Origin of the sequence: Rhodococcus sp. NPDC049939 (genome assembly GCF_040656415.1) — a bacterium.
Classification (GTDB): domain Bacteria; phylum Actinomycetota; class Actinomycetes; order Mycobacteriales; family Mycobacteriaceae; genus Rhodococcus_F.
The window spans coordinates 474,261-497,495 of the sequence record NZ_JBFAMC010000003.1 but is presented as its reverse complement, the minus strand read 5'-3'; the positions used below and the strand labels follow the sequence as shown (position 1 = coordinate 497,495).

19 protein-coding genes and 1 pseudogene are annotated in these 23,235 nt (G+C 63.3%); 5 read left to right on the top strand and 15 right to left on the bottom strand.

The window, feature by feature from the left end:
* Window positions 1–56: 56 nt before the first annotated feature.
* The 13 genes from AB0I57_RS14510 to AB0I57_RS14450 form a co-directional block, all read right to left on the bottom strand.
* Window positions 57–1,265 carry a histidine kinase gene (locus AB0I57_RS14510; protein ID WP_358336175.1) on the bottom strand — a complete coding sequence of 403 codons (1,209 nt, stop codon included), beginning with the start codon at window positions 1,263–1,265 and terminating at the stop codon, window positions 57–59.
* 34 nt (window positions 1,266–1,299) lie between these two features.
* Window positions 1,300–2,529, bottom strand: coding sequence for a lipase family protein (locus AB0I57_RS14505; RefSeq protein ID WP_358336172.1), 1,230 nt, complete (start codon window positions 2,527–2,529; stop codon window positions 1,300–1,302).
* Window positions 2,514–4,148 carry a Na+/H+ antiporter gene (locus AB0I57_RS14500; protein ID WP_358336169.1) on the bottom strand — a complete coding sequence of 545 codons (1,635 nt, stop codon included), beginning with the start codon at window positions 4,146–4,148 and terminating at the stop codon, window positions 2,514–2,516. The genes AB0I57_RS14505 and AB0I57_RS14500 overlap by 16 nt, the downstream gene beginning before the upstream one ends.
* Window positions 4,149–4,405: 257 nt before the next feature.
* On the bottom strand, window positions 4,406–5,452 hold the full coding sequence (locus tag AB0I57_RS14495; protein WP_358336166.1) for a YncE family protein: 1,047 nt from the start codon (window positions 5,450–5,452) through the stop codon (window positions 4,406–4,408).
* 330 nt (window positions 5,453–5,782) lie between these two features.
* Window positions 5,783–6,871: a YncE family protein gene (locus tag AB0I57_RS14490; protein WP_358336163.1), complete on the bottom strand. Its 1,089-nt coding sequence runs from the start codon at window positions 6,869–6,871 to the stop codon at window positions 5,783–5,785.
* 277 nt (window positions 6,872–7,148) lie between these two features.
* Window positions 7,149–8,195 (bottom strand): YncE family protein, encoded by a 1,047-nt coding sequence (locus tag AB0I57_RS14485; protein WP_358336160.1) that lies wholly within the window; start codon window positions 8,193–8,195, stop codon window positions 7,149–7,151.
* 329 nt (window positions 8,196–8,524) lie between these two features.
* A complete protein-coding gene (locus tag AB0I57_RS14480; RefSeq protein WP_358336157.1) occupies window positions 8,525–9,613 on the bottom strand; it encodes a beta-propeller fold lactonase family protein in 1,089 nt (362 codons plus the stop codon).
* 290 nt (window positions 9,614–9,903) lie between these two features.
* A complete protein-coding gene (locus AB0I57_RS14475; protein WP_358336154.1) occupies window positions 9,904–10,992 on the bottom strand; it encodes a beta-propeller fold lactonase family protein in 1,089 nt (362 codons plus the stop codon).
* A gap of 266 nt (window positions 10,993–11,258) precedes the next feature.
* A complete protein-coding gene (locus AB0I57_RS14470) occupies window positions 11,259–12,347 on the bottom strand; it encodes a beta-propeller fold lactonase family protein (protein WP_358336151.1) in 1,089 nt (362 codons plus the stop codon).
* 69 nt (window positions 12,348–12,416) lie between these two features.
* Complete coding sequence (locus tag AB0I57_RS14465) at window positions 12,417–13,436, bottom strand: beta-propeller fold lactonase family protein (RefSeq protein WP_358336148.1); 1,020 nt, start codon at window positions 13,434–13,436, stop codon at window positions 12,417–12,419.
* A 262-nt stretch (window positions 13,437–13,698) separates the two neighbouring features.
* Window positions 13,699–16,149: a cation-translocating P-type ATPase gene (locus tag AB0I57_RS14460; protein WP_358336145.1), complete on the bottom strand. Its 2,451-nt coding sequence runs from the start codon at window positions 16,147–16,149 to the stop codon at window positions 13,699–13,701.
* Between the two features lie 50 nt (window positions 16,150–16,199).
* The gene (locus AB0I57_RS14455) at window positions 16,200–17,315 is read right to left on the bottom strand and encodes an MBL fold metallo-hydrolase (RefSeq protein ID WP_358336143.1); all 1,116 of its coding nucleotides are present in this window, start codon (window positions 17,313–17,315) and stop codon (window positions 16,200–16,202) included.
* Between the two features lie 45 nt (window positions 17,316–17,360).
* The gene (locus AB0I57_RS14450; protein ID WP_358336140.1) at window positions 17,361–18,092 is read right to left on the bottom strand and encodes an enoyl-CoA hydratase; all 732 of its coding nucleotides are present in this window, start codon (window positions 18,090–18,092) and stop codon (window positions 17,361–17,363) included.
* Between the two features lie 163 nt (window positions 18,093–18,255).
* Between AB0I57_RS14450 and AB0I57_RS14445 the strand changes: the two genes are divergently transcribed.
* Window positions 18,256–19,362, top strand: a complete 1,107-nt coding sequence (locus AB0I57_RS14445) for an NAD(P)-binding domain-containing protein (protein WP_358336137.1) — start codon at window positions 18,256–18,258, stop codon at window positions 19,360–19,362.
* Here the strand turns inward: AB0I57_RS14445 and AB0I57_RS14440 are convergent.
* Entirely contained in the window at window positions 19,359–20,480 is a 1,122-nt protein-coding gene (locus AB0I57_RS14440; protein ID WP_358336134.1) for a lipase family protein, read from the bottom strand. The two genes, AB0I57_RS14445 and AB0I57_RS14440, sit on opposite strands and share 4 nt — an antisense overlap.
* 88 nt (window positions 20,481–20,568) lie before the next feature.
* On the opposite strand from AB0I57_RS14440, the gene AB0I57_RS14435 reads away from it, so the two are divergent.
* Together AB0I57_RS14435 and AB0I57_RS14430 are read left to right on the top strand one after the other, a co-directional pair.
* A complete protein-coding gene (locus AB0I57_RS14435; protein WP_358336131.1) occupies window positions 20,569–21,009 on the top strand; it encodes a cupin domain-containing protein in 441 nt (146 codons plus the stop codon).
* Window positions 21,010–21,148: 139 nt separating this feature from the next.
* The gene (locus AB0I57_RS14430) at window positions 21,149–21,742 is read left to right on the top strand and encodes a class I SAM-dependent methyltransferase (protein WP_358336128.1); all 594 of its coding nucleotides are present in this window, start codon (window positions 21,149–21,151) and stop codon (window positions 21,740–21,742) included.
* 119 nt (window positions 21,743–21,861) lie between these two features.
* Here AB0I57_RS14430 and fdxA read toward each other — a convergent pair whose 3' ends face one another.
* On the bottom strand, window positions 21,862–22,188 hold the full coding sequence (gene fdxA / locus AB0I57_RS14425; protein ID WP_358336125.1) for a ferredoxin: 327 nt from the start codon (window positions 22,186–22,188) through the stop codon (window positions 21,862–21,864).
* A gap of 198 nt (window positions 22,189–22,386) precedes the next feature.
* Here fdxA and AB0I57_RS14420 point away from each other — a divergent pair, with 198 nt between their 5' ends.
* On the top strand, window positions 22,387–22,692 hold the full coding sequence (locus tag AB0I57_RS14420) for a helix-turn-helix transcriptional regulator (RefSeq protein ID WP_358336122.1): 306 nt from the start codon (window positions 22,387–22,389) through the stop codon (window positions 22,690–22,692).
* Window positions 22,685–23,214: pseudogene (locus tag AB0I57_RS14415) on the top strand (hypothetical protein). The gene AB0I57_RS14420 and the pseudogene AB0I57_RS14415 overlap by 8 nt, the downstream one beginning before the upstream one ends.
* The last annotated feature ends 21 nt before the right edge of the window (window positions 23,215–23,235 follow it).

Genomic DNA, 23,235 nt, shown 5'->3' with positions numbered 1-23,235 from the left:
GCAGGGTTGTCTACATGGTTCACAGCGGGAGCAATGGTCGCACAAACCGGTCCGTCTCATGGGGTAATCCCTTGCTTGAATTTCGGGATCCGCATGCTCACCTTCGTCCCTGCACCTGGCGCAGTCTCCACGACGAGGCCGTAGTCGTTGCCGAACGCGGCGCGCAGTCGATCATCGACGTTGGCGAGTCCGACATGTGCCACCTCCTTCACTCCCGACGACTCGGCGACCGATTCCAGTGAGCCCGAACGCAGGAGTTCGGGGTCCATTCCGACGCCATCGTCCTCGACGCTGATGACGCAGTCGGCGCCCTCATCGTCTGCGACGATGCTGACCGTTCCCCCGTCGGGTTTGCCGGAGACACCGTGCCGGACTGCGTTCTCGACCAGCGGTTGCAACGCCAGGAACGGCAGCACCACATTGAGTACCTCTGGCGCCACCTGCAGTTTCACCCCCAGTGAATCGCCGAACCTCGCCCGTTCGAGGGTGAGGTATCGGTCGACGTTGCGCAGTTCGTCGGCGAGCACGGTGTACTCCCCTGCCGAACGAAACGAGTAGCGGGTGAACTCGGCGAATTCGAGAACCAGGTCCCGGGCGCGGTCGGGATCGGTTCGCACGAACGACGCAACCGTGTTCAACGCGTTGTAGATGAAGTGTGGGCTGATCTGCGCGCGCAACGCACGGACCTCCGCGCGGTCGAGTCGAGCACGGGAGTCGTCGAGTTCTGCGAGTTCGATCTGGCTACGCGCATACCCGGCCACTTCAGTGATGGCGCCGAGCATGCCAGGCCCCGGGTCCTCGGTGGTGACCATGCCCAGCACACCGACGACACCGGTTGCCTCGATCATCAGCGGTTGGGCGACCAGCGCTCGTACCGCATGATCTTCGGTTCCGCGGACGAGGCCGCCGTAAGCGACGAGCACGCGCCGCTGCCCGTCGACCGCTCGGGTGGCCGCGTCACGTAGTTGCTCACACATCGCCGTGTGTGGACCGCTCCACGCCAAGAGGTTGCCTGCGGCATCGAAGACCGCAAGAGCCTGCGCCCCGGTCAGTGCACGCAGATGAGGCGCCGCCTCCTGCGCGGACGTCTCGTCGAGACCACGCCGCAGCGGGCGCGCCGCGAGCGACGCCGTATGCAACGCTGCGTGGACAGCCCGCTCGGTGGGCGTCGTCAGCTCACGCCTGGCCCGCAGCCACACCGCAGTGAGCACGACGACAGGAATCAGGACGGCCAACGCGACGACTGTAACGACGGAGTCGGTCATATAGCGACGTTCGGATCGACTTTGTTCACGAGATCTACCCCCGCTGGCAGGTGTCTGGTGCGGGCACCCCGGCGAATCGGTCGGCGATCCACTGCACCGCCGCGGGCACGGCGCGCCTGTCGGCATGGCCCTCATCCGGGTTCGATACGAATTCGATGACGTCGCCGAGCGCGCACGCGTTGCTCACTGCCTGCGAAGTCCATTGCGGCAAAATGAGATTGTCCCGGCCCCCGACCACGACAAGCATCGGACCCGCCGCACCCTTCTGCGGCAGCGCGATGTCTTCGAGCCACCCCTTCATTCGTTCGGCGTCTGCCTCCGTCCGCGGACCTGTGTCATCGGGGGTCAGCTGGGTTGCGATCGACCACTTCTCGGAGAGATTCGCGGAAAGACAAGACAAAGCCACTTCAGGGTTGTCCGCCAGCGCACCTCGCATGTAATCGTCCGGGTTCATGTCGGGGTGCAGAACTCCGAGGCCCTCGAGCAGGTAGGGCAGGAGCATCTTTTGCGGCAGCGAGAGCTGGTCGGCGGTTCCGTCCGAGACAATCCCCGACAGATCCGCAGCCGGCGAAAGATTTGCCGACCCCACGAATTCGAGGCCGTCGCCATACTCGTCTGCATGTTCGGCCGCAGACCAGGAAGCCTGACCACCCTGCGAGATCCCGATAGCAGCCCACCGCGTCGACACCTCGGGAACGACGTTGCGTGCGGCTCGGACCGCATCGATCAGGTCGTATGCTGCGGTGTTCGGCTCGAGATAGGGGTGTGGGCCGCTGGTACCGAGACCCTGGTAGTCGCTGACGGCCACGACGTAGCCCCGTTGAAGCAATGGCACGACAACGCTCGTCGTGCCCAGCAGGGTTGGCGACGACGACGGTGCACACTCGTCGGTGACGCCAGTCGTGCCGTGCCCCACGGTCACGACCGGCCAACCTCCCTCTGGGGCGGTCCCGGCTGGAGTGAACACGGTACCCACTACCTCGGACCCGCTTCCGTCGACACCCGAGGTGGAGCGGTAGAGGACGCGGGTAGCCGTCGCACCGATTTCGGTGATCGCGGCGTCTATATCCTGAACCGGATTCTGGCTGATGACAGCACCTCGTTGGTCGCCGGTGGGAGCTGCAGAGATGGTTGAGGTGACGACCGGATTCTCGGCGAGCTGGCTCATGGTGGTCGCGTCCGTGCCACATGCCGTCAAAGCGACGACGCCGGCAAGCGCGGCGACAGCGAGCCGCACCGGACGCACCTTCATCTCGCACCCCATTCTCGATGTCTCTGCACCCGCTCTTCGGCTGCCGCCTCTTCCAGGTCAAGGCCCTCCAACACGGTACGCATCACATCGTCGTCCAACCCGCCCGCGTCGCGTGCTTCGATCAACGCCTCTCGTTGAGCGCGCAAGACCACATGACGGTAGTGATCGAACATCGCACCCGCCCGCCTACGCTCGGCCGCGTCTCCTGCCTCCTCGGCCTGAAGTTGCGCACGCATCGACCGGCGAACCCGAGTGAGGATGTAGATCGCATCATCGCGCTCGATTCCCGCAGGTGGATGCTCCGCGAGCTTCGCAAGCGCCCTCTCTCCGGCATCACGCGAGATCCGTCGAGCCAGCTTCACCTGATTCTCCTCGCGCTGCCGTTCGAGAGGGTCCGCCAGGTCGAGTGCCCGAATGAGGAATGGCATGGTGGCGCCCTGGATCAGCAAGGTGCCCACTGCCACCACGAATGCGACAGCCTGGATCACCTCCCGCCCGGGAAATGGCTCACCACTGGCGATCGCGACGGGGACACCGGATGCTGCGGCCAGGGTGACCACCCCACGCATCCCGGCCCACGAGACGATAAGACTCTCGCGCCACCCGAGTTCCGTCGATCTGTCCCTATCCGATCTCCTGATCGACAGACCGTGCCAACGTCGGACCCAATGCAACAGGACCCACAGCGGCCGAACCGCCATGACGACCCCGAGAACGGCGAACCCGTAGAGAAAGATGTGGGTCACCGGCAATCCCACGTCACGTACGTCCTCGATCACAAACCTCAGTTGCAGTCCCATGTAGGCGAACACGAACATCTCGAGTAAGAGGTCCACGCTCTCCCACAACGACCGCTCCTGGATCCGGGTGGTCACCGACGCGTCGGTGGCCTTGTGCCCCATCAGGAATCCGGCGGTTACCACGGCCAGCACGCCGGACGCGTGCACCTCCTCCGCCGCGAGGTAGGCCGCGAACGGGAGCATGAGCCCCAGCACGGTCTCCAGCGGTGAGTCGTACATGCGATGCCGCACCCACCTGACGATCGTCGCGAGCACCAGGCCGATGAGTATTCCGCCGACCACTTCATAGAAGAAGAACGCCACGGAGCCAACCGGGAGCACGGTGCCGACAACGGCGGATACGGCCACGGCAAACAAGGTCAGCGCGGTGGCGTCGTTGACCAGACCCTCGCCCGTGAGAATCGCGAGCAGCCGGTTGGGCAATCCCAGCCTTCGGCCCACGGCGACGGCACTGACCGCGTCTGTCGGAGCGACAACTGCACCGAGGACGAGCGCCGCCCCGAGCGTGAACTCCGGTACCAGCCAGTTCGAGAAGAAGGCCACTGTGACGGCAGTCACCAGGACGGTTAGTACGCCCAAGCGCATGATGGGGGCGAGGTGCCGCCTGAAGGTCGGGACAGAGAACTTCAGTGCCGCGGAATACAGAAGGGGCGGCAAGACCACGCCCAGTATGACGTCGGGATTCAGTTCGAGCCGCGGCAGCGCCGGAATGAACGATGCGGCCGACCCTATCGTCACTAGCACCAGAGGCGCCTGTAGATTACGGCGCTTGGCAAGGCTGGTCACCGCGATTGCCGCGATGACCACGAGGAGCAACAGAACGCCGTTCACCGTTCCGATTGTGCCGTGCCCGCCGGCAACCGGTCATTCGACAGATGTCGCCATGCGGCTCCGTAGTGCACCGACAGAGCGTGACACCATCACATTCGTAGGGCGCAAACACCACACCGACGACGCACGTATTCGCGAATTGATTCGAAATCAACGACGCCGCCACCCGATCCATCGGGTGGCGGCGTGATGTTGCCAGGGGTGGTGCGGTCGTGCAGAACAGGTGTCAGCTGCCTGCCTCCGCTGCTCCTACCTGATCAAGAGCCGAAGAAGCACAGCGATCCGGTGCAACCGTTGTCGATCTCGATCACCGACACCGACCCGTCGTTGTTGTTGGTGACGTAGGCCCAGTTTCCGTCCGGGGTGATCGCCACTCCCTCCGGACCGTCCCCGACGTCCAGGGTTTCGAGAACAGTGTTGGTGGCTGTGTCGATCACCGACACCGAATCGTCATCGAAGTTGGTGACGTACAGTCGGGATCCGTCCGGGGTCACCGCGATCGCGATGGGGCCTTGCCCCACGTCAATGGTTGCGATCTCGTCGTTCAGGACGGTGTCGATCACCGAGACCGCCCCGTCTTGCCTGTTGGTGACATACGCCCGGTCTGCATTCGGGGCGACCGCCACTCTCTGCGGATCGTCCCCGACCTCGATGGTGGCGGACACAGTGTTGGACACTGTGTCGATCACCTTCACCAAATGGTTGTTGCTACTGACGACGTAGGCGCGGGTTCCGTCCGGAGCTACCGCTACATCGATCGGTCCGTTCCCAACCGACTCGATATGGGTTGTCGTGTTTGTGGCGGTGTCGATCACCGACACCGAATCGTCCTCATCGTTGGCGACGTATACCTTGGATCCGTCCAAGGTCGCCGCGACACCAAACGGCCCCGCACCGACTGTGACGTCTTCGATCACATCATTCGTGGCCGTATCGATAACCGACACCGAACCGTCGACGTAGTTTGTGACGTAGGCGCGGGATGCGAGCGGGTGGACCGCCACGTCTCTCGGGCCGTCCCCGACCGAGATGGACTCGATCACATCATTGGTGGCCGTGTCGATAACCAACGCCGAATTGGTGTCGACGGCGACGTACACCCGGGTTCCGTCCGCGCTCACCGCCACCCCAGCCGGGTCGGCCCCGAGAGAAATGGTCTCCGTGACGGTATCCGCATTCGCCGTGGCCGCGCCCGTTCCGGCCATTCCAAGCACCACCAGGGCAGTGGCTGTCAGCCCGACCAACAGGCGCTGGGCGCTCGTCCCGACTTCGAGATAGCCACCAAAACTACTGTGTCGATTCACATGCGTCTCCAGTCTTCGAGGAACATCCCTGATCAAGAATTACCCTGGGAGAGTTGGCGGTCGGACATGAACACCAAACAACCCACCGGAGGCTAGCAGGCGATTACCGATTCATACTCCATTTCCAGCGGTACCAACCATCAGATCACCCGAGTCAATCACTACGGCAGCATCTTTCGATTTTCATATTGCGACACGCACTGCACCCCAAATACATTGAATCCGGCCTGAGCGAACGACACAGGATGGGACATCCGTTCAACGTGTCGGCTGATCACCCCCACCCCAGGCGCAGGATGGGCAGCGTCGTTTGCCTCTACGGTGCGGGTGTCAACTGAACGCCCTACCCGCGCCCGAACCGTTGGCGGTCAACGAACCGGCGTCGATGCACAACGATCCGAAGCACTTTCCTACGGCGATCACCGATACCGTGTCGCCTGCATGGTTGGCGACGTAGACGCGGGACCCGTCAGGGGTGATCGCCACTCCGATCGGGGTGCCGCCAACAGGAGCGGTCGCAATGCCGGTGTTGTCGGCGGTGTCGATCACCGATAGCGAAGCGTCACCGGCATTGGTGACATAGACACGGGACCCGAGCGGGGTGACCGCCACCGCCACTCCCGACGGGCCACTCCCGACCGCGACGGTATCGATGACCGTGTTGTCGGCAGCCTCGATCACCGACAGCGTTCCGTCAGTGTCGTTTGCGACGTAGACCTTGGATCCGTCCGGGGTGACCGCAACCCCGAACGGGTTGGCCCCAACCGAAATCGTTTCGACCACAGTGTTCCCGACAGTCTCGATGACCGACACCGAAGCGTCACCAGTATTGGTGACATAGACACGGGACCCGAGCGGGGTGACCGCCAATCCGATCGGGAAGCCCCCCACCGCGACGGTACCAACCACGTCGTTGCTACCGGTATCGATCACCGATACCGAAGAGGCACCAGTGTTGGCGACGTAGGCGCGGGACCCGTCGGGGGTGACCGCCACCCCCGACGGGGCACTCCCGACCGCGACGGTGTCAACCATGTCGTTGCTACCGGTATCGATCACCGACACCGAATCGTCGTCAACGTTGGCGACGTAGACCCGGGACCCGTCCGGGGACACCGCCACCCCCCGCGGGAAGTCCCCCACCGTGACAGTGTCAACCACATCGTTGCTACTGGTATCGATCACCGACACCGAATCACCATTGATGTTCGTGACGTACGCGCGGGACCCATCCGGGGACACCGCCACCCCATCCGGGCCATCCCCCACGGGAATGGTGTCGAGGACCGTATCCGCAGCAGCAGGTCCTACTCCCGCCATACCGAGCACCATCACACAGATGGCTGCCAACCCGAGCACCAGACGCCCGGCGCGCCTCCCAATTGGGCCATCCTCACGGAAACTACTGTGGTGATTCACATTTTTCTCCTGACCCAGAAGAACAAAACGGATCAACCCTGCAGTGACAATGGCTGGCGGCGAGTCCCGAATACCAACCCAGAAAGGCTAACAACCGAAGCCATTATTTCAGCCCAGGACGCGCCGAAGCACGCACGGCCACAAGATGACCCATCCGAGTTCTTCGGAATCAACGACGCCGCCACCCGATTATCGAGTGGCGGCGTCATCTGGCCGGGGGTCGTGCGGTTATGCAGAGCGGGCTTCAGTTGCCTGAGATTCCCTTGTTCCTACCTGCTCAGAAGAAGCACATTGATCCGTTGCACATCGAATAGTCGATGTCGATCACCGAGACCGTATCGTCTTTGTGGTTGGTGACGTACGCCCGGGATCCGTCGGGGCTGACCGCCACACCCTCCGGACCCTCCCCGACCTCCAGGGTTTGGAGGACTCTGTTGGTGTCGGTGTCGATCACGGACACCGAATCGTCGCCGAAGTTGGTGACGTACAGTCGGGATCCGTCCGGAGTGACGGCCACCTCTTTCGGCCTGTCCCCGACTTTCACGGTGGCGATCTCCTCGTTCATGACGGTGTCGATCACCGAGACCGTTTCGTCCGCAAGGTTGGCGACGTAGACACGGGACCCGTCCGGAGTGACCACCACATCGGACGGGCCGCCCCCGACCGTGACGGTGGCGAACACGGAGTTGGACGCTGTGTCGATCACCCTCACCGTATCGTCATTGTGGCCGGCGACGTAGGCGCGAGAACCGTCGTGGTTTACCGCCACCGCGATCGGTCCGTCCGCGACCGCCTCGATTTCGACTGGTGTGTTGGTGTCGGTGTCGATCACGGACACCGAATCGTCGACGTAGTTGGCGACGTACACCCGGGATCCGTCTTCGCTCGCCGTCAACCCAAGTGGTCCCATACCGACTGTGATGGTCTCGACCACGCGGTTCGCGGCGGTGTCGATCACCGACACCGAATTGTCGAAGTTGTTGGTGACGTACATCCGGGATCTTTCCGCGCTCACCGCCACGCCAAACGGCGCCTCACCGACCTTGACGGTCTCGACCACGTCGTTCGCGGCGGCGTCGATCACCGACACCTCATCGTCGTCGACGATGACGACGTACACCCAGGTTCCGTCCTCGCTCACCGCCATCCTGGCCGGGTCGTCCCTGAGCGAGATGGTGTCCGTGACGGTATCCGCATTCGCCGTGGCCGCCCCCGTTCCGGTCATTCCAAGCACCAGCACGGCTGTCGCTGTCAGCCCGAGCAGCAGGCGCTGTGCGCCCCCCGCGACCTCTCGATAGCCGCCAAAACTACGGTGTCGATTCACATGCGTCTCCAGTCCTACGAGGAACAACCCGGATCAAGATTTACCCCGGGAGAGTTGGCGGTCGGATATGAACACCAACAAATCCAACGGAGGCTAGCAGACTGGTATCGGCCCACAATTCATGTCCCCTGACCCCGACAATCAGGTCGAACGAGCCGAGCGGTGCGGCAACATCCTTGGCTGCAAATACCATGAAATCCGATGCACCGCAGATACATTGGTCTCAACCTGAGCAGACGACACCGGTTGGGACATCTGGTCGACGTGATGACCGATACCCAACCCCAGGCGCAGGATGGGTAGCGTCGTTTGCCTCTGCGGTGCGGGTGTCAGCTGAACATGCTGCCCGTGCCCGACCCGCTGCCGGTGAGCGAACCGAGGTCTATGCACAGCGACCCGAGGCACTTCCCTACTGCAATCACTGACACCGTGTCGTCGCCCATGTTGGCGACGTAGACGCGGGACCCGTCCGGGGTGACCGCCACCCCGTTCGGGGAGTCCCCGACAGGGATGGTGTCGATCACGGTGTTGCCGGCGGTTTCGATCACCGACACCGAATCAGCGAATGTGTTGGTGACGTAGACGCGGGACCCGTCCGGGGTGACCGCCAGCACGGTCGGGCCGTCCCCGACCGGTACGGTGGCGACTACAGAGTTACCGACGGTCTCGATCACCGACACCGAATTATCAAGATTGTTAGTGACGTAGACACGGGATCCATCCGGGCTCACCGCCACGAACTGCGGCGCGACCCCCACCCCAACGGTGTCGACCACGGAGTTACCGACGGTCTCGATCACCGACACCGAAGCGCTACCGGCGTTGGCGACGTACGCACGGGACCCGTCCGGTGACACCGCCACCCCGTTCGGGGCCCTCCCAGCGTCGATCGTGCCGACCACTGTGTTACCGGCGGTCTCGATCACCGATACATCGTCGTCACTGACGTTGGTGGTGTAGACGTGGGATCCATCCGGCGTGGGCGCCACCCCGATCGGGAATTCCCCCACCGTGACGGTGTCGACCAACGCGTTCGTGCCGGTCTCCATCACCGACACCGAAGCGCTACCGGAGTTGGCGACGTACACGCGGGACCCATCCGGTGACACCGCCACCCCGTACGGTCCGTCCCCGATCGTGGGGGTGCCAGCCACTGAGTTGCCTGCGGTCTCGATTACCGATATCGAATCGCCCCTGGTGTTGGTGACGTACACGTGGGACCCGTCCGGTGACACCGCCACCCCGAACGGGTCCTCCCCCACCGAAATGGTGTCGATGACCGTATCGGCTGCCGCGGTCCCCGCTCCCGCCCCGGCCATACCGAGCACCATCGGAGCAATGGCCGCCAACCCGAACACCAGACGCCGGACACGCCCCCGAAACGTGAGGTAACCATGAGAACTACCGCGGTGATTCACATTTTTCTCCCACTCGAGAAGAACAAAACGGATCAACCTTGCAGCTACACCGGGCGCCCGAATCCCGAACACCAGCAAAGGAGAGGCTAACAACCGAAATCCCGATTTCGGCGCATGACTCGCCGAAGCTCTCACGGCCACAACGCCACACGAGACAAAGATGAGTGAGGCACACGATCGAGCGGTCGGATCGCCGGCTGGCCCGTCAACGAACCGCAGGACGCGGCCTCCCATGAACGAGGAGGCGGCGTCCTGCGGGTGCGACGTCACTCGACTTTCAGGCACAAGCGTCAACCGAACACGCCGCCGGCGCCCGAACCGCTGCCGGTCAACGAACCGAGGTCGATGCACAACGATCCGAGACACCTCTCGATTTCGATCACCGACACCGAATTGTCAAATGCGTTGGTGACATAGGCGCGGGACCCGTCCGGACTGACCGCCACCCACGTCGGGAAGGCCCCGACCGCAACGGTCGCGACCACCGTGTTACCTGCGGTCTCGACCACCGACACCGTGTTGTCGTCACGGTTGGTGACGTAGACGCGGGACCCGTCCGGGGTCACCGCCGCGCCGATCGGGACGTTCCCGGCGTAGATAGTGTCGACCACCGTGTTGCCGGCAGTCTCGATCACCGACACCGAATCGCCACCGTAGTTGGTGACGTAGACGCGGGACCCGTCCGGGGCCACCGCCACCCCGATAGGTTCGTCCCCGACGTCGACGGTGCCGACCACCGTGTTGCCGGCAGTCTCGATCACCGACACCGAATCGCTATCCACGTTGGCGACGTAGACGCGGGACCCGTCCGGGGACACCGCCACCCCGACCGGTTCGCCCCCGACGTCGACGGTGCCGACCACTGTGTTGCCGGCGGTCTCGATCACCGACACCGAATCGCCAAAGCCGTTGGTGACGTAGACACGGGAACTGTCCGGGGACACCGCCACCCCTTGCGGGCCGTTCCCGACGTCGACGGTGCCGACCACGGTATTGCCGGCGGTCTCGATCACCGACACCGAATCGCTGTCCACGTTGGCGACGTAGGCGCGGGACCCGTTGGGGGCGACCGCCACAAGTATCGGTTCGTCTCCGACGTCGACGGTGCCGACCACCGTGTTGCCGGCGGTCTCGATCACCGACACCGAATCGTCACGACTGCTGGCTACGTAAGCGTGGGAACCGTCCGGGGTGACCGCCACCCCAATAGGAAAGTTCCCGACCGGGACGGTGCCGATCACGGTATTCGCCGCTGCGGCCCCCGCTCCCAGCCCGGCCGTACTCAGCACCACCGCAGAAACAGCTGTCACGCCGACCATCACACGCGTGACGCGCGCCGCAACCGTACGGTAACCTCGAAAACCACTGAGCCGATTCACATTTCTCTCCTACATCAGAGGAACAAAACGGACAGGCCATGCAGCGAGACAACAGGCGGCCAGATCCCAACACCAGCCCCGTTGAGGGTAACAACCGGAAACTCGAAATCGGCCCACGACTCGCCGAAACACCAACGGCCACAAGGCCTGAGGCAGCGTGAGGCATGGCGAGGACCCGACGACGACGAATCCCCTCGACAAACGAACGGACCCAAATACCCACACGACCATCTGTAGCGATGTCATCCGCCTCTGCGGTGCCGGTGTCAGCTGAACGTGCTGCCCGCGCCTGACCCGCTGCCGGTGAGCGAACCGAAGTCGATGCACAGCGACCCGAGGCACTTGTCGATGGCGATCACCGACACCGTGTTTGCAATAAAGTTGGTGACGTAGGCACGGGACCCGTCCGGGGTTATCGCTATCCCGAATGGGCCAACCCCTACCGGAACGGTCTCGATTACGGTGTTTCCGATGGTTCTGATCACCGACACCGTGCCGTCACCGAGGTTCGTGGCGTAGACGCGGGACCCCTTCGGGTTGACCGCCACTCCGTGCGCGTTGGTTCCGACCGCGACGGTGTCGACGACCATGTTGGTGCCGGCGGCGATCACAGATACGGTGCCATCCGCCTGGTTGGTGACGTAGACGCGGGACCCGTTCGGGCTGACCGCCACCCCGATTGGGACATCCCCGACCGTAATGGTGTCAACCACCATGTTGGTACCAGTGTTGATCACCGACACCGAATCACCAAAAGTATTGGTGACGTAGACACGGGACCCGTCCGGGCTGACCGCCACCTCGCGCGCGCCGTCCCCGACCGGAATCGTGGTAACCAACATGTTCGTGCCGGTGTTGATCACCGACACCGAATCACCGAGGTTGTTGGTGACGTAGAGACGAGACCCGTCCGGACTCACTGCCGCCCAGAGCGGGACGAGCCCAACGCCGATGGTGTCGACCACGGAGTTCGTACCGGTGTTGATCACCGACACCGAATTGTCCAAACTGTTGACGGCGTAGGCACGGGACCCGTCAGGGCTGATTGCCATCCCGAACGGTCCGTCGCCGACCGTAATGGTGTCCACGACGGTGTTGCCGGCAGTCTCGATTACCGCCACCTCGTCGTCGCCATTAATGGCTACATAGACGTGGGACCCGTCCGGGGTCGCCGCCACCCCGTTCGGTCTAGTCCCGACCGGGATCGTGTCGATGACGGTGTCCGCTGCCACGGCCCCCGCCCCCACTCCCGCCATACCCAGCACCATCGAGGCAATGGCCGCCAATCCGAGCATCAACCGTCGGGTACGTCCACGAAACGTGGTGTACCCGTGAGAACTACCGTGGTGATTCACATTTCTCTCCCGCCCCAGAAGAACAAAACGGATCAACCTTGAAGCGAGACACCAGGCGGCTGCCTGGTGTCAGCTGAACATGCTGCCCGCGCCCGAACCGCTGCCCGTTAGCGAACCGAAGTCGATGCACAGTGACCCGAGGCACTTCTCCACGGCGATCACCGACACCGTGTCGTCGTCAGGATTGACGACATAGGCGCGGGATCCGTCCGGGTTGAACGCCACCCCCGCCGGGGAGCCTCCGACAGGGATGGTCTCGACCACGTTGTTACCGAGTGTCGCGATCACAGACACCGAATCGTCACCGACGTTGGTGACGTAGACGCGGGACCCGTCCGGGGACACTGCCACCCCGTTCGGGCCGTCCCCGGCCGCTACGGTGTCGACCACGGTATTGGTGAAGGTGGAGATCACCGACACCGAATCGTCGGATTGGTTGGCGACGTATACGCGGAACCCGTCCGGGCTCACTGCCACGAACTGCGGGGAGACCCCGACCGAGACGGTGTCGACCACCGTGTTGCCGGCGGTCTCGACCACCGAAACAGAAGCACTACCGGCGTTGGAGACGTAGACGCGGGACCCGTCCGGCGACACCGCCACCCCGTTCGGGCCGTCCCCGGCCGCTACGGTGTCGGCCACCGAATTACCGGCAGTTTCGATCACCGATACATTGTCGCTGCTGACGTTGGTCACGTAGACGTGGGATCCGTCCGGGGTGACCGCCACCCCGATCGGGAAGCTCCCCACCCCAACGGTGTCGATGACCGCGTTGGTGCCGGTGTTGATCACCGACACCGAATCACCTTGACTGTTGGCGGTGTAGACGCGGGATCCGTCCGGGGACACCGCCACCCCGAACGGGCCGTCCCCGACACCAATCGTGTCGACCACCGAGTTCGTGCCGGTGTCGATCACCGACACCGAATCACCACCAATGTTGGTGACGTAGGCGCGGGACCCGTCCGGGGACACCGCCACCCCGAATGGGACATCCCCCACCGAAATGGTATCGATGACTGTGTCGGCTGCCGCAGTTCCGGCACCCGCCCCGGCCATCCCGAGCACCATCGGAGCAACTGCTGCCATCCTGAGCACCAGACGCCGGACACGCCCCCGAAACGTGGGGTAACCGTGAGAACTACCGTGGTGATTCACATTTTTCTCCTACTCGAGAAGAACAAAACGGATCAACCTGCAGCTACAACGGGCGCCCGAATCCGAACACCGGCAAAGGAGAGGCTAACAACCGAGATCCCGATTTAGCTCACGACTCGCCGAACTCCATACGGCCACGGCCTCCCTCGAGGCCAACTGCGGCACGATCGGGACTCGCGCCCCCGCACTGGGCTCAGTGCACGCCGGGCAGATCTGCCGACGAGGCGAACAACCTGCGGCGCTCGCCGTGCACTCTCCCGGTCACCCACCACCCGATTTCGACGAGAACCACGCCGACGAGTCCGCAAACGACGGCAGACGTCGTGGCACCGACGTTGGTGGGATCGAGTTCGAAGAACTGGCGGGTGGCGGGCAGCGCAAAGAGGATCAGATAGGCCGCGGCGGAACCGAAGATCAGTACCAGTTTCCACCAGGTGTACGGCCGGGCAACCACCGCGAGCACCCACAACGCAATCATGATGAGCGTGATCAACGCGGAGGTTCCGGCCTGAACCTTCTGCAGATCCGTCTGTTGCGGACCCGCATAGGCCAGAAGATACGAAACGAACGTCGTCACTCCGATGATGACGCCCGACGGAATGGCCAATCGCATCACGCGCGGCACGAAACCGGATCGCGCACGCTCGTTGTTCGGGGCCAGCGAGAGGATGAACGCGGGAATGCCGATCGTGAACCACGCGGCCATGGTGACGTGCCGAGGCAAGAACGGATACGGCAACGCATCAACGTCCATGATCTGCGACATCGCACCGGAGATGCCGATGAGGAACGCCAGCAGCACGGAGTACACCGTCTTGGTGAGGAAGAGATTCGAGACGCGCTCGATATTGCCGATCACCCGCCGACCCTCACCCACCACGTGCGGCAAGGTGGAGAACTTGTTGTCCAGCAACACGATCTGAGCCACGGCACGGGTCGCCGGGCTGCCCGAGCCCATCGACACACCGATATCGGCATCCTTGAGCGCCAGGACGTCGTTGACGCCGTCTCCGGTCATCGCGACTGTGTGGCCTCGAGACTGCAATGCCCCCACCATCTCCCGCTTCTGATCCGGGTTCACCCGACCGAAGGTGGTGGACTTCTCCAGGGTTTCAGCCAATGCGTCGGGATCGGACGACAGTTCACGGGCATCGACCGGACGATCACCGCCGGGCAGCCCGAGCGACCCGGCCACCGCACCGACCGACACGGCGTTGTCTCCCGAGATGACCTTCACTGTCACGTTCTGACTCGCGAAGTAATCGAGCGTATCCCGGGCTTCCGGACGTACCCGCTGTTCCAAGATCACCAACGCGCGAGGAGTAACCCTCCCCGGCGCACCGGAGTTGTCAACCGGCACGTCACAGCTTCCGAGCAGCAACACCCGCAGTCCCGACGAGCCCACTTCCTCGGCCTGTCGCGCCATGTCGCTACCGGGATCGAGCAGTACGTCAGGTGCACCGAGAACCCAGTTGCCGTGATCTCCGTAAGACTGTCCGCTCCACTTCTTGGCCGACGAGAACGGGGCGTCTGCGCTTGCCGCGCCCCACCCAGGGTCGTCCGGAAACGCCTCCTTGATCGCCAGAACACTGGCGTTCGGACGGGGATCGGACGCCGCCATTGCGGCGAGTGCCGAGCGGGACAACTCCACGTCCTCGTCTGTCGCGCAACGTAACTCCGAAAGCCTCATACCGGTCTCGGTGAGGGTCCCGGTCTTGTCCGCGCACACGACATCGACCCTCGCGAGGCCCTCGATGGCAGGTAGCTCCTGCACTAGGCACTGCCGTCGGCCGAGCCGGACGACGCCGACTGCGAAGGCAATCGACGTCATCAGCACAAGGCCTTCGGGGACCATCGGCACAAGCGCGGCGACCATGCCGCTCAACGCCGGTCCCAACGACTGACCACTCGAAAACAACTGGTTGTAGATGATGAGTAGACCCGCCGGAACCATCAGATAGGTGATGAACTTCAGGATCTTGTCGATTCCGCTGCGCAATTCCGAATGCACGAGCGTGAACTTGCTGGCTTCGTCCGTGAGTTTCGCAGCGTACGCATCGCGTCCAACCTTCGTGGCGCGGTACCAACCACTGCCAGAGGCAACGAAACTCCCCGACAACACCTGATCGTCCCTGCTCTTGCGCACGGGATCGGCCTCACCGGTCAGCAGGGATTCGTCGACGTCGAGCGACATCGCCTCTACCACCACGCCATCCACCACGATCTGGTCGCCGGCACCGACTTCGATGATGTCGTCGAGCACGACCTCTTGGGGATCCATGGCGACGGCGACACCGTCCCGGCGCACGACCGGTTTGGCCCGACTCACGATCGCGAGCTTGTCGAGGGTCCGCTTGGCCCTCAATTCCTGGATGATCCCGACCCCGCTGTTGGCGATGATCAACAGACCGAACATGCCGTCGATAATCGAACCAGTCGCCAGCACGATGACGAGGAGGACTCCCAGAATCGCGTTGATCCGGGTGAACACATTGGCGTAAACGATGTCGCGCACCGACCGGGTGGCCCGATCCGGTACGTCATTGGTCTGGCCTGCTGCCACCCGCTCGGCTACCTGGTCGGCAGTCAATCCGTCCAGTTCGAGGACTGTACCGCTGTCAGCACAGATTTTTTCGAAGGCCATGGTCAAAGGCTACGCAACGAACCGACCGCCACGACGGATCGTGCGCCAATTCACCCGAGCGAGGTCCACCATGTTTTCTGCTCCGGCGGCTTCAGCACATCGATTCGTTGCCCTGGCATCGGCACCGCAACATGTGTGCCCTGCGCCTCCGCTGCCTCGACCAGCCGGACAATCGGCTCCGACCAGGCGTGGAACGCGAGGTTGAAGGTCGCCCAATGCACCGGTATCAGCAGGCCCCCGCTGGCATCGCCGCCTTCCAGATCGGCGTGGGTCTGCACCGCCTCTTCCGGGTTCATGTGGATGTCGGGCCACCGCGGGTCGTAGGCACCGACCGGCAGGAGAGTGAGGTCGAACGGGCCGTATCTCCGCCCCAGGTCCGCGAATCGTGGCGTGTATCCGCTGTCGCCGCCGAAGAACACCTTCCGGCTCGGTCCCGCCAATACCCACGACGCCCACTGGGTGGTGTTGCGGACAAGTCCCCTCCCGGAAAAGTGCCGCGCCTCGGTGCACGTGAGCGTCAGTTCCCCGACCGTAATGGACTCGTCCCAGTCGAGTTCCACGATCCGCTCGTCCGGCACTCGCCACACTCGCAGGTGGGCACCGAGACCGACCGGAACGACGAACGGAGCGTCCTGGGATGCCGCGAGCTGCTGCACAGTTGCCATGTCGAGGTGGTCGTAGTGGTCATGGGAGATGACGATCGCGTCCAGAACTGGAAGGTCTGCAACAGGTAGCGGAACCGGATGCATGCGCGAGGGACCGAGGATCGCCGACGGTGACACACGCCGACTCCACACAGGGTCGGTCAGGACCCGGTACCCGTCGACCTCGACGAGCACGCTCGAATGGCCGTACCAGGTGGCCGCGACCTCGGCGGCCTCGGCGGGCGCAAGAGGCGTCGCGAGCGGAATCGGCATACGCGGACGCCCTGCCTTGCCGCGCGTAACCAGCGCCTTGACGATTCCGCTCTCGGGTTCGGGCGCGAATACGCTAGCTGGCTCGGTGTTGTGGAACTGACCGTCGCGGTAGCGCGGCGACATCGCAGCGTACGGACGCACCTTCGCGCGAGAGGCGCCGATCTGGACGGGCAGCCCCCACGCAGCCCGCGCCAGCCACCCTAGGGCGGCCGCAGACAAGACGGTCCTCACAGCGCTCTTGAGATTCATTCCGACAATGTAACCACGCGCCCCGGAGAGATCCCTTTTCGGCCGCTACCGGCCCCGAAAGACTGGCGGACGCTTTTCAGCGCGCGCGTTGCGCGCTTCCTGCGCGTCGTAACTCTTCCAGGCTGCATGCAACGCAGCGAGTTGCTCGGGCGGCGGCGGACTTTGGGTGTCGTCGTCGTTGAATACCATCTTGAGATGTTGGAGCGAGAGCGGCGCAAGGCGCGCAATCGAGTGTGCCCACTGCTGGGCGACGGCGAGATTCCCGAGTTTGTTGGCGAGACCGCGCAACATCGCCTCGTCGGCGTCGATCTCTTCCGCGCCGAGGAGGACCGTTCGGGCCGGACCGCCCCCGATCAGCGCTACCAGACGATGCACGGTCCATCGGTCGACAGAGATGCCGAGTTTGGCGGCGGGGATGGCAAAGCGCCCTTCGGGAGCCACCACGCGCAAGTCTGCCGCGAGCGCGAGAAGGGTGCCCGCACCGATTGCCGGACCGTTGATCGCAGCGATCACCGGGACGGGCACCGAATCTATCGTGTGCAACATTTCGAACAGGGTGTCGGTGAACCCGTCGGCGAACGCATCACCCGACAGGTCGGCACCGGCACAAAAGGTTGTTCCCTGACCTGTGATGACAATCACTCTCGCGCCGTCGGTGACGGACTTGTCAGTCGCCTCGCGCACGAGTTCGCAGATTTCGGCGTTCAACGCGTTTCGACGGTTGGGGCGCCGCAGTTCGATGGTGAAGACGTCACCGTCTCGACTCGTCCCGATCATGTCCACTCACTTCCGCCTCTGTTGCTGCCTACTCTATTGCCGCGCGATGGACACTCTCCACGTCCACCCGCCCGACGACCGATAGCCAAGCACACCGACTCAACCTGGGCGCAGGAACAGCGAAGACTCGTCGATTGTTGTGAGGGTGGAAGCGAGGGCGAAAATGAACATTGACGTCGACGTTGCCGTGATCGGCGCAGGTCAAGCGGGACTATCCGCGGCGTATTATCTGCGCAAGTTCGGTGTGGAACCGGAGTCGGGATTCGTCGTGCTCGACCATGCGCCCGGCCCGGGCGGTGCCTGGCAGTTTCGCTGGCCTTCACTGACACTCACCACGGTCAACCGGGTACACGATCTTCCCGGACTCAGCTTCGCCGAAACCGTCGGCGTAGATACGGACGATCCGCAGACTGCGCAAGTGGCCGCGTCGAGCGCTGTGCCCGAGTACTTCGCGACTTACGAGAAACTCTTCGAGTTGCCGGTGCACCGCCCGGTACACACACAGGTGGTATGCGCACGCGATCAACGATTGAGGATCGAGACCGACGAAGGAGTCGTCACGGCGCGCGGTTTGATCAATGCGACCGGCACCTGGGAACGCCCGTTCATTCCCTATTTCCCCGGTACACAATCGTTCACCGGCCGCCAATTACACACCAAAGACTACGTATCGGCTCAGGAATTCGTAGGGCAGCACGTACTCGTTGTCGGTGGCGGAATTTCCGCTGTACAGCTACTGGACGAGATTTCCCGCGTCACTACAACAACCTGGGTCACGCGACGTGAACCGGAGTTCCGGGACGGGCCTTTTACACCCGAAGTCGGCCGTGCTGCAGTCTCTCTCGTCGAGAACCGCGTTCGCCACGGTCTGCCTCCAGGCTCGGTGGTGTCGGTAACCGGCCTGCCGGTGACGCCGGCGATCCGTGCCGCGCGTGACCGCGGAGTGCTCACCCGGCATCCGATGTTCAGCTCAGTCACACAGCACGGTGTCCGCTGGGCCGACGGTCGCGAAGAGGAGTTCGACGTGATCTTGTGGTGCACGGGCTTTCGCAGTTCACTCGATCACCTCGCTCCGCTCGGACTCCGAGGGCCGGGCGGTGGAATCACGATGACCGGGCGGCTTGCCACCCAAGTGAAGTCGGATCCGCGAATTCATCTCGTGGGTTACGGCCCGTCTGCGTCGACCATCGGCGCCAACAGGGCAGGCCAGGCGGCGGTCCGCGAACTCACCCGCCACCTGCACCTGACCACCCCGATCGGCGCGACCTAGCGGAACAGCCCGGCAACGAACTCAACCTGGTCGGACTCGCCCTGGTACATGCTGTTCAGATGGTCGCCCGGATACACCCGATAGTCGAGATCCGTTCCAGCCATACGCATATCGAAAACCAGCTTTTCCGTGAGCGGAATCGGCACCGTGATGTCAGTAAGTCCCTGGGCGATCATCAACGGACGGTCGTATCCCGAGACCGGTACTTCGAGGTACTCACGTAGCGCAGACTGCAACTCCGGTGTATCGAGTGATCGCGACAGCATCTGCGCCACGGACACGTTCTGCGTCATGGCCTTGAACTCCGCCAGTGGGACCTCCGGGGCAGTATCAACGAGCGTCTTCCCGATTGGCGTGAGGTAACTGTCGATGTCCAACTCGGGGTACGCGTCGCGGAATCCGGCCATCGCGTAGGACATGAATTCGGTCAGACCGTGCAGTCCTTCCGGAGGAAACCACGGCCCGGCCCACCGTGACAGCAGCTCGATATTCGACGGCACGCCATTCGCAACCGCCCCACGGTAGTCGAGTTCGGGCGCATAGGTTGTCGCGGCATGCGCGGCGAACACCGAAGCTTGACCACCTTGCGAAATTCCGACCGCCGCCCACGTCGAGGACAAATCGGCATCGATCTCCATGGCGGCTCGAACCGAATCGATGACGCTGCGCCCCGCGACCTTGCCGTCTAGATAAGGCGGCACGCCCGGTGTACCCAGGCCCACGTAGTCAGTGGCCGCGACAGCGTACCCACGTTGCAGCCAGCCGCTCACGTAATTGCTCGTCGACGCGTCGACACCCGTCACCGAGGGGGCGTCGGCATCCGAGTCCCCTACCGTGCCATGCGCCCAAGCGATCACCGGCCAGCCTCCCTGCGGTGGTGGACCAGGCGGTACGAAGACCATCCCCGTGGACGGAGCGATGCCGTGCCGGTCGGTCGTGAGGTAGGTCATCCGGTACGCGGAACCGGTGCCGGGAAGCCACAACTCCGCCGGCAAATCCGACGAGGACACCAAAGCCCCCGGGCGCTGGTCGACCTGCAAAGGATCAGCACCGACAGTGGGTGCCCACAGCAAGCTCAACGTCGCAAGGAACACCACAATTCGCCACCAGCGCTGCATTTCTCCACCATAGCTACACGACAGACCTTGATGCCGCGCTGCTTTTCGGCCGCTGCGGCCTCGGGCCCGTTGCGGCAGAATGTGGAGCATGTCGGAACTACCAGAGTGGGCCCGGTTGCTCGACCTCGTCCCGCACGAGGAGGGCGGGTGGTACCGCGAGACGTGGCGCAGTGACATCACCATCCCAGCGACAAACATGCCCGGCTACCCGGGACCGCGATCGGCAGGTACCGCGATCCTGTTTCTGCTGATGCCGGGCCAACACTCGGCGTGGCATACGGTGCGCGGAGCAGAGATCTGGTTGTACCACAGGGGCAGTCCGTTGTTGCTCGAACTCGGCGGGGACTCGGATGAACCCCTCGATCCGAAGGCCCAGATCCTCGGACCAGACGTGTCGGCGGGCGAGCACCCGCAGTTGCTGGTTCCGCCGCTGCATTGGCAACGCGCGAAGCCCGTGCGCGAAGAACCCACTCTCGTCAGTTGCATCGTGACGCCCGGCTTCGACTTCGCCGATTTCCGGATGATCTAGGAACATCGAGGCCGCCTTCCTGTCTGCCCTTCCCGTCTGCCGTCTCAGAATGTGGACGTTTGCGTGTCATTTCGATAAATCCGGGTAATCCGACCGCATCGGTGCAGGGGTGAGGACACGCACACAGAAGGGGGCAGGCATGGGCCTTGGATACGAACTGGCTTATCGATTCAGGATCACGCCCTGGGTGCGGGCGGGACCCATCTTCGATGCTCAGATCAAGGCAATGCTGGATCCATTCGACTCACCACCGGGAAAGGTCCTGGACATCGGATGCGGCACCGGTTACCACTCGATCCAGATGGCTCGGCGCGGGTGGCAGGTGACGGGAATCGACACTGTCGAGTTCGCCCTCGACAAGGCGCGATCCAAGGCCAGGAAGGCGGGTGTCGATGTTCAGTTCGTGCATGCCGACGCCACGGACCTCGAGCATGCCGTCGGGCGCGGGTATCACCTAATCCTCGATGTCGGCTGTTACCACGGCCTCAGCGACCGAGACCGGGTCGCCTACGTCGAGAACGTCACGGCAGTGAGCGAACCTCACGCGGCGTTGCTGATGTTCGCCTTCGGACCCGGATACCGCGGACCGTTGCCCAGGGGCGTCTCCCGGTCCGACGTGGAGCGAGCGTTCGAGAAGTGGAAACTGGTCTCGGACCTCGACGCCGATATCATCGGCCTGCCCAGGGCGCTCGAGAAGGTCGACCCCCGGTGGTTCCGGCTCGTCAAGAATTGACCGACTCTTCCTGGCGCGCATCGCAACCGGAATCGTCGAGTTCGACCTGCTGCAACCGCTGATCACAGTCTGCGACTACGACTCGCATCTCATTACGCGTGTGATCGCCCGGGCGCCGACTAGTCACCCTCGGCCATGGGCGGCAATTCTCGGATGAGCGGGGGATCGTAGTCGGTCTTACCCACCTTCGACGCACCCCCTGGCGATCCCAGGTCGTCGAAGAAGTCGGCGTTCGCCTTCGTGTACTCGAACCACTGATCCGGAACGTCGTCTTCGTAATAGATGGCCTCGACGGGGCAGACGGGCTCACACGCCCCACAATCGACACATTCGTCGGGGTGGATATAGAGCATCCGACCGCCCTCGTAGATGCAGTCAACGGGACATTCCTCAATGCACGCCTTGTCCAGAACGTCGACACAGGGCTCTGCGATGGTGTAAGTCACGTCAGCAATCCTGGCCTTTCCTGCCGTCCGGCGCGAATCAGGTGCGCTTTGCCACTCAATTTACCGTGGCCGCTGTTCTGTCGTTTCCCTCACCTAAACGTCCTTCCAACGTTCGGGAACCATCTCTCCGAAAAGTAATCACCCTAGCTGTGCTGTAAATAGTTGACATTTTGTTTGGTTTTCCAAATACTTTGTTGCATGAGTCCAGTACGGCGGAAGGATTCCCTCCCCATCTACAACCGCATCGGTGTCCTGCGCGCCGAGCGGGGGATGAGCCGTGCCCAACTGGCGGGACTCATCGGAGTCAATCCACAAACTGTCGGCGCACTCGAGCGCGGGGATCACTACCCCAGCCTCGATCTAGCTTTTCGTATCTCTGCTGTGTTCGACCTGCCGGTGGAGGCGATCTTCTCCCGCACCGAGTTCGCGCCCCTGTCCACCGAGTTGTATCGCAACGCCCGGGCAGGTGCTGGCGCCGGCGAAGGGGAGAGTTCTCATGGCTGATGCCAATCTGATCGAGCGGTACCAGGGTTTCAGGACGCGCCAGTTCCTCCGGAACGAGAGGCACTACCGCACCTGGCTGGCGTACGCGAACCCGAAGACGAATCTTGGTCGCTGCCCTGGTCGCGACGCTTCTGTTCATGATCGTGGCGGGCATAGCGTCCCACTTCGATGCGGCGGTCGGCGCACTATTGTGGCTGCCCGGGTCTCTCCTCTTCATCCCACTGTGGACAATGTTGCAGATCATGTCCGGGCGGTTGGGTGACGCACCGCGCGATGCTCTCGACGAGTGGGAAATCCAGCAGCGCTGGCAGTGCCCGCTCGATCGGACTCACGGTCACCCAGGTTCTGGCATCCAATCCCGCGTTGTACCTGATCTCGGGGACCTGGATCGGCGACAATTCCAACGTGCCCTACGCCGCCGGCTTGCTTGTCCTCACTGCACTGATCATCGGCGGTTGTTTGCCGGCAATGATTCTCGGCTGGACGCAGCCTGACCCCGAGCCCGAAGACCTGGCTACATAGGAACACCTGCCCTCTAGAACA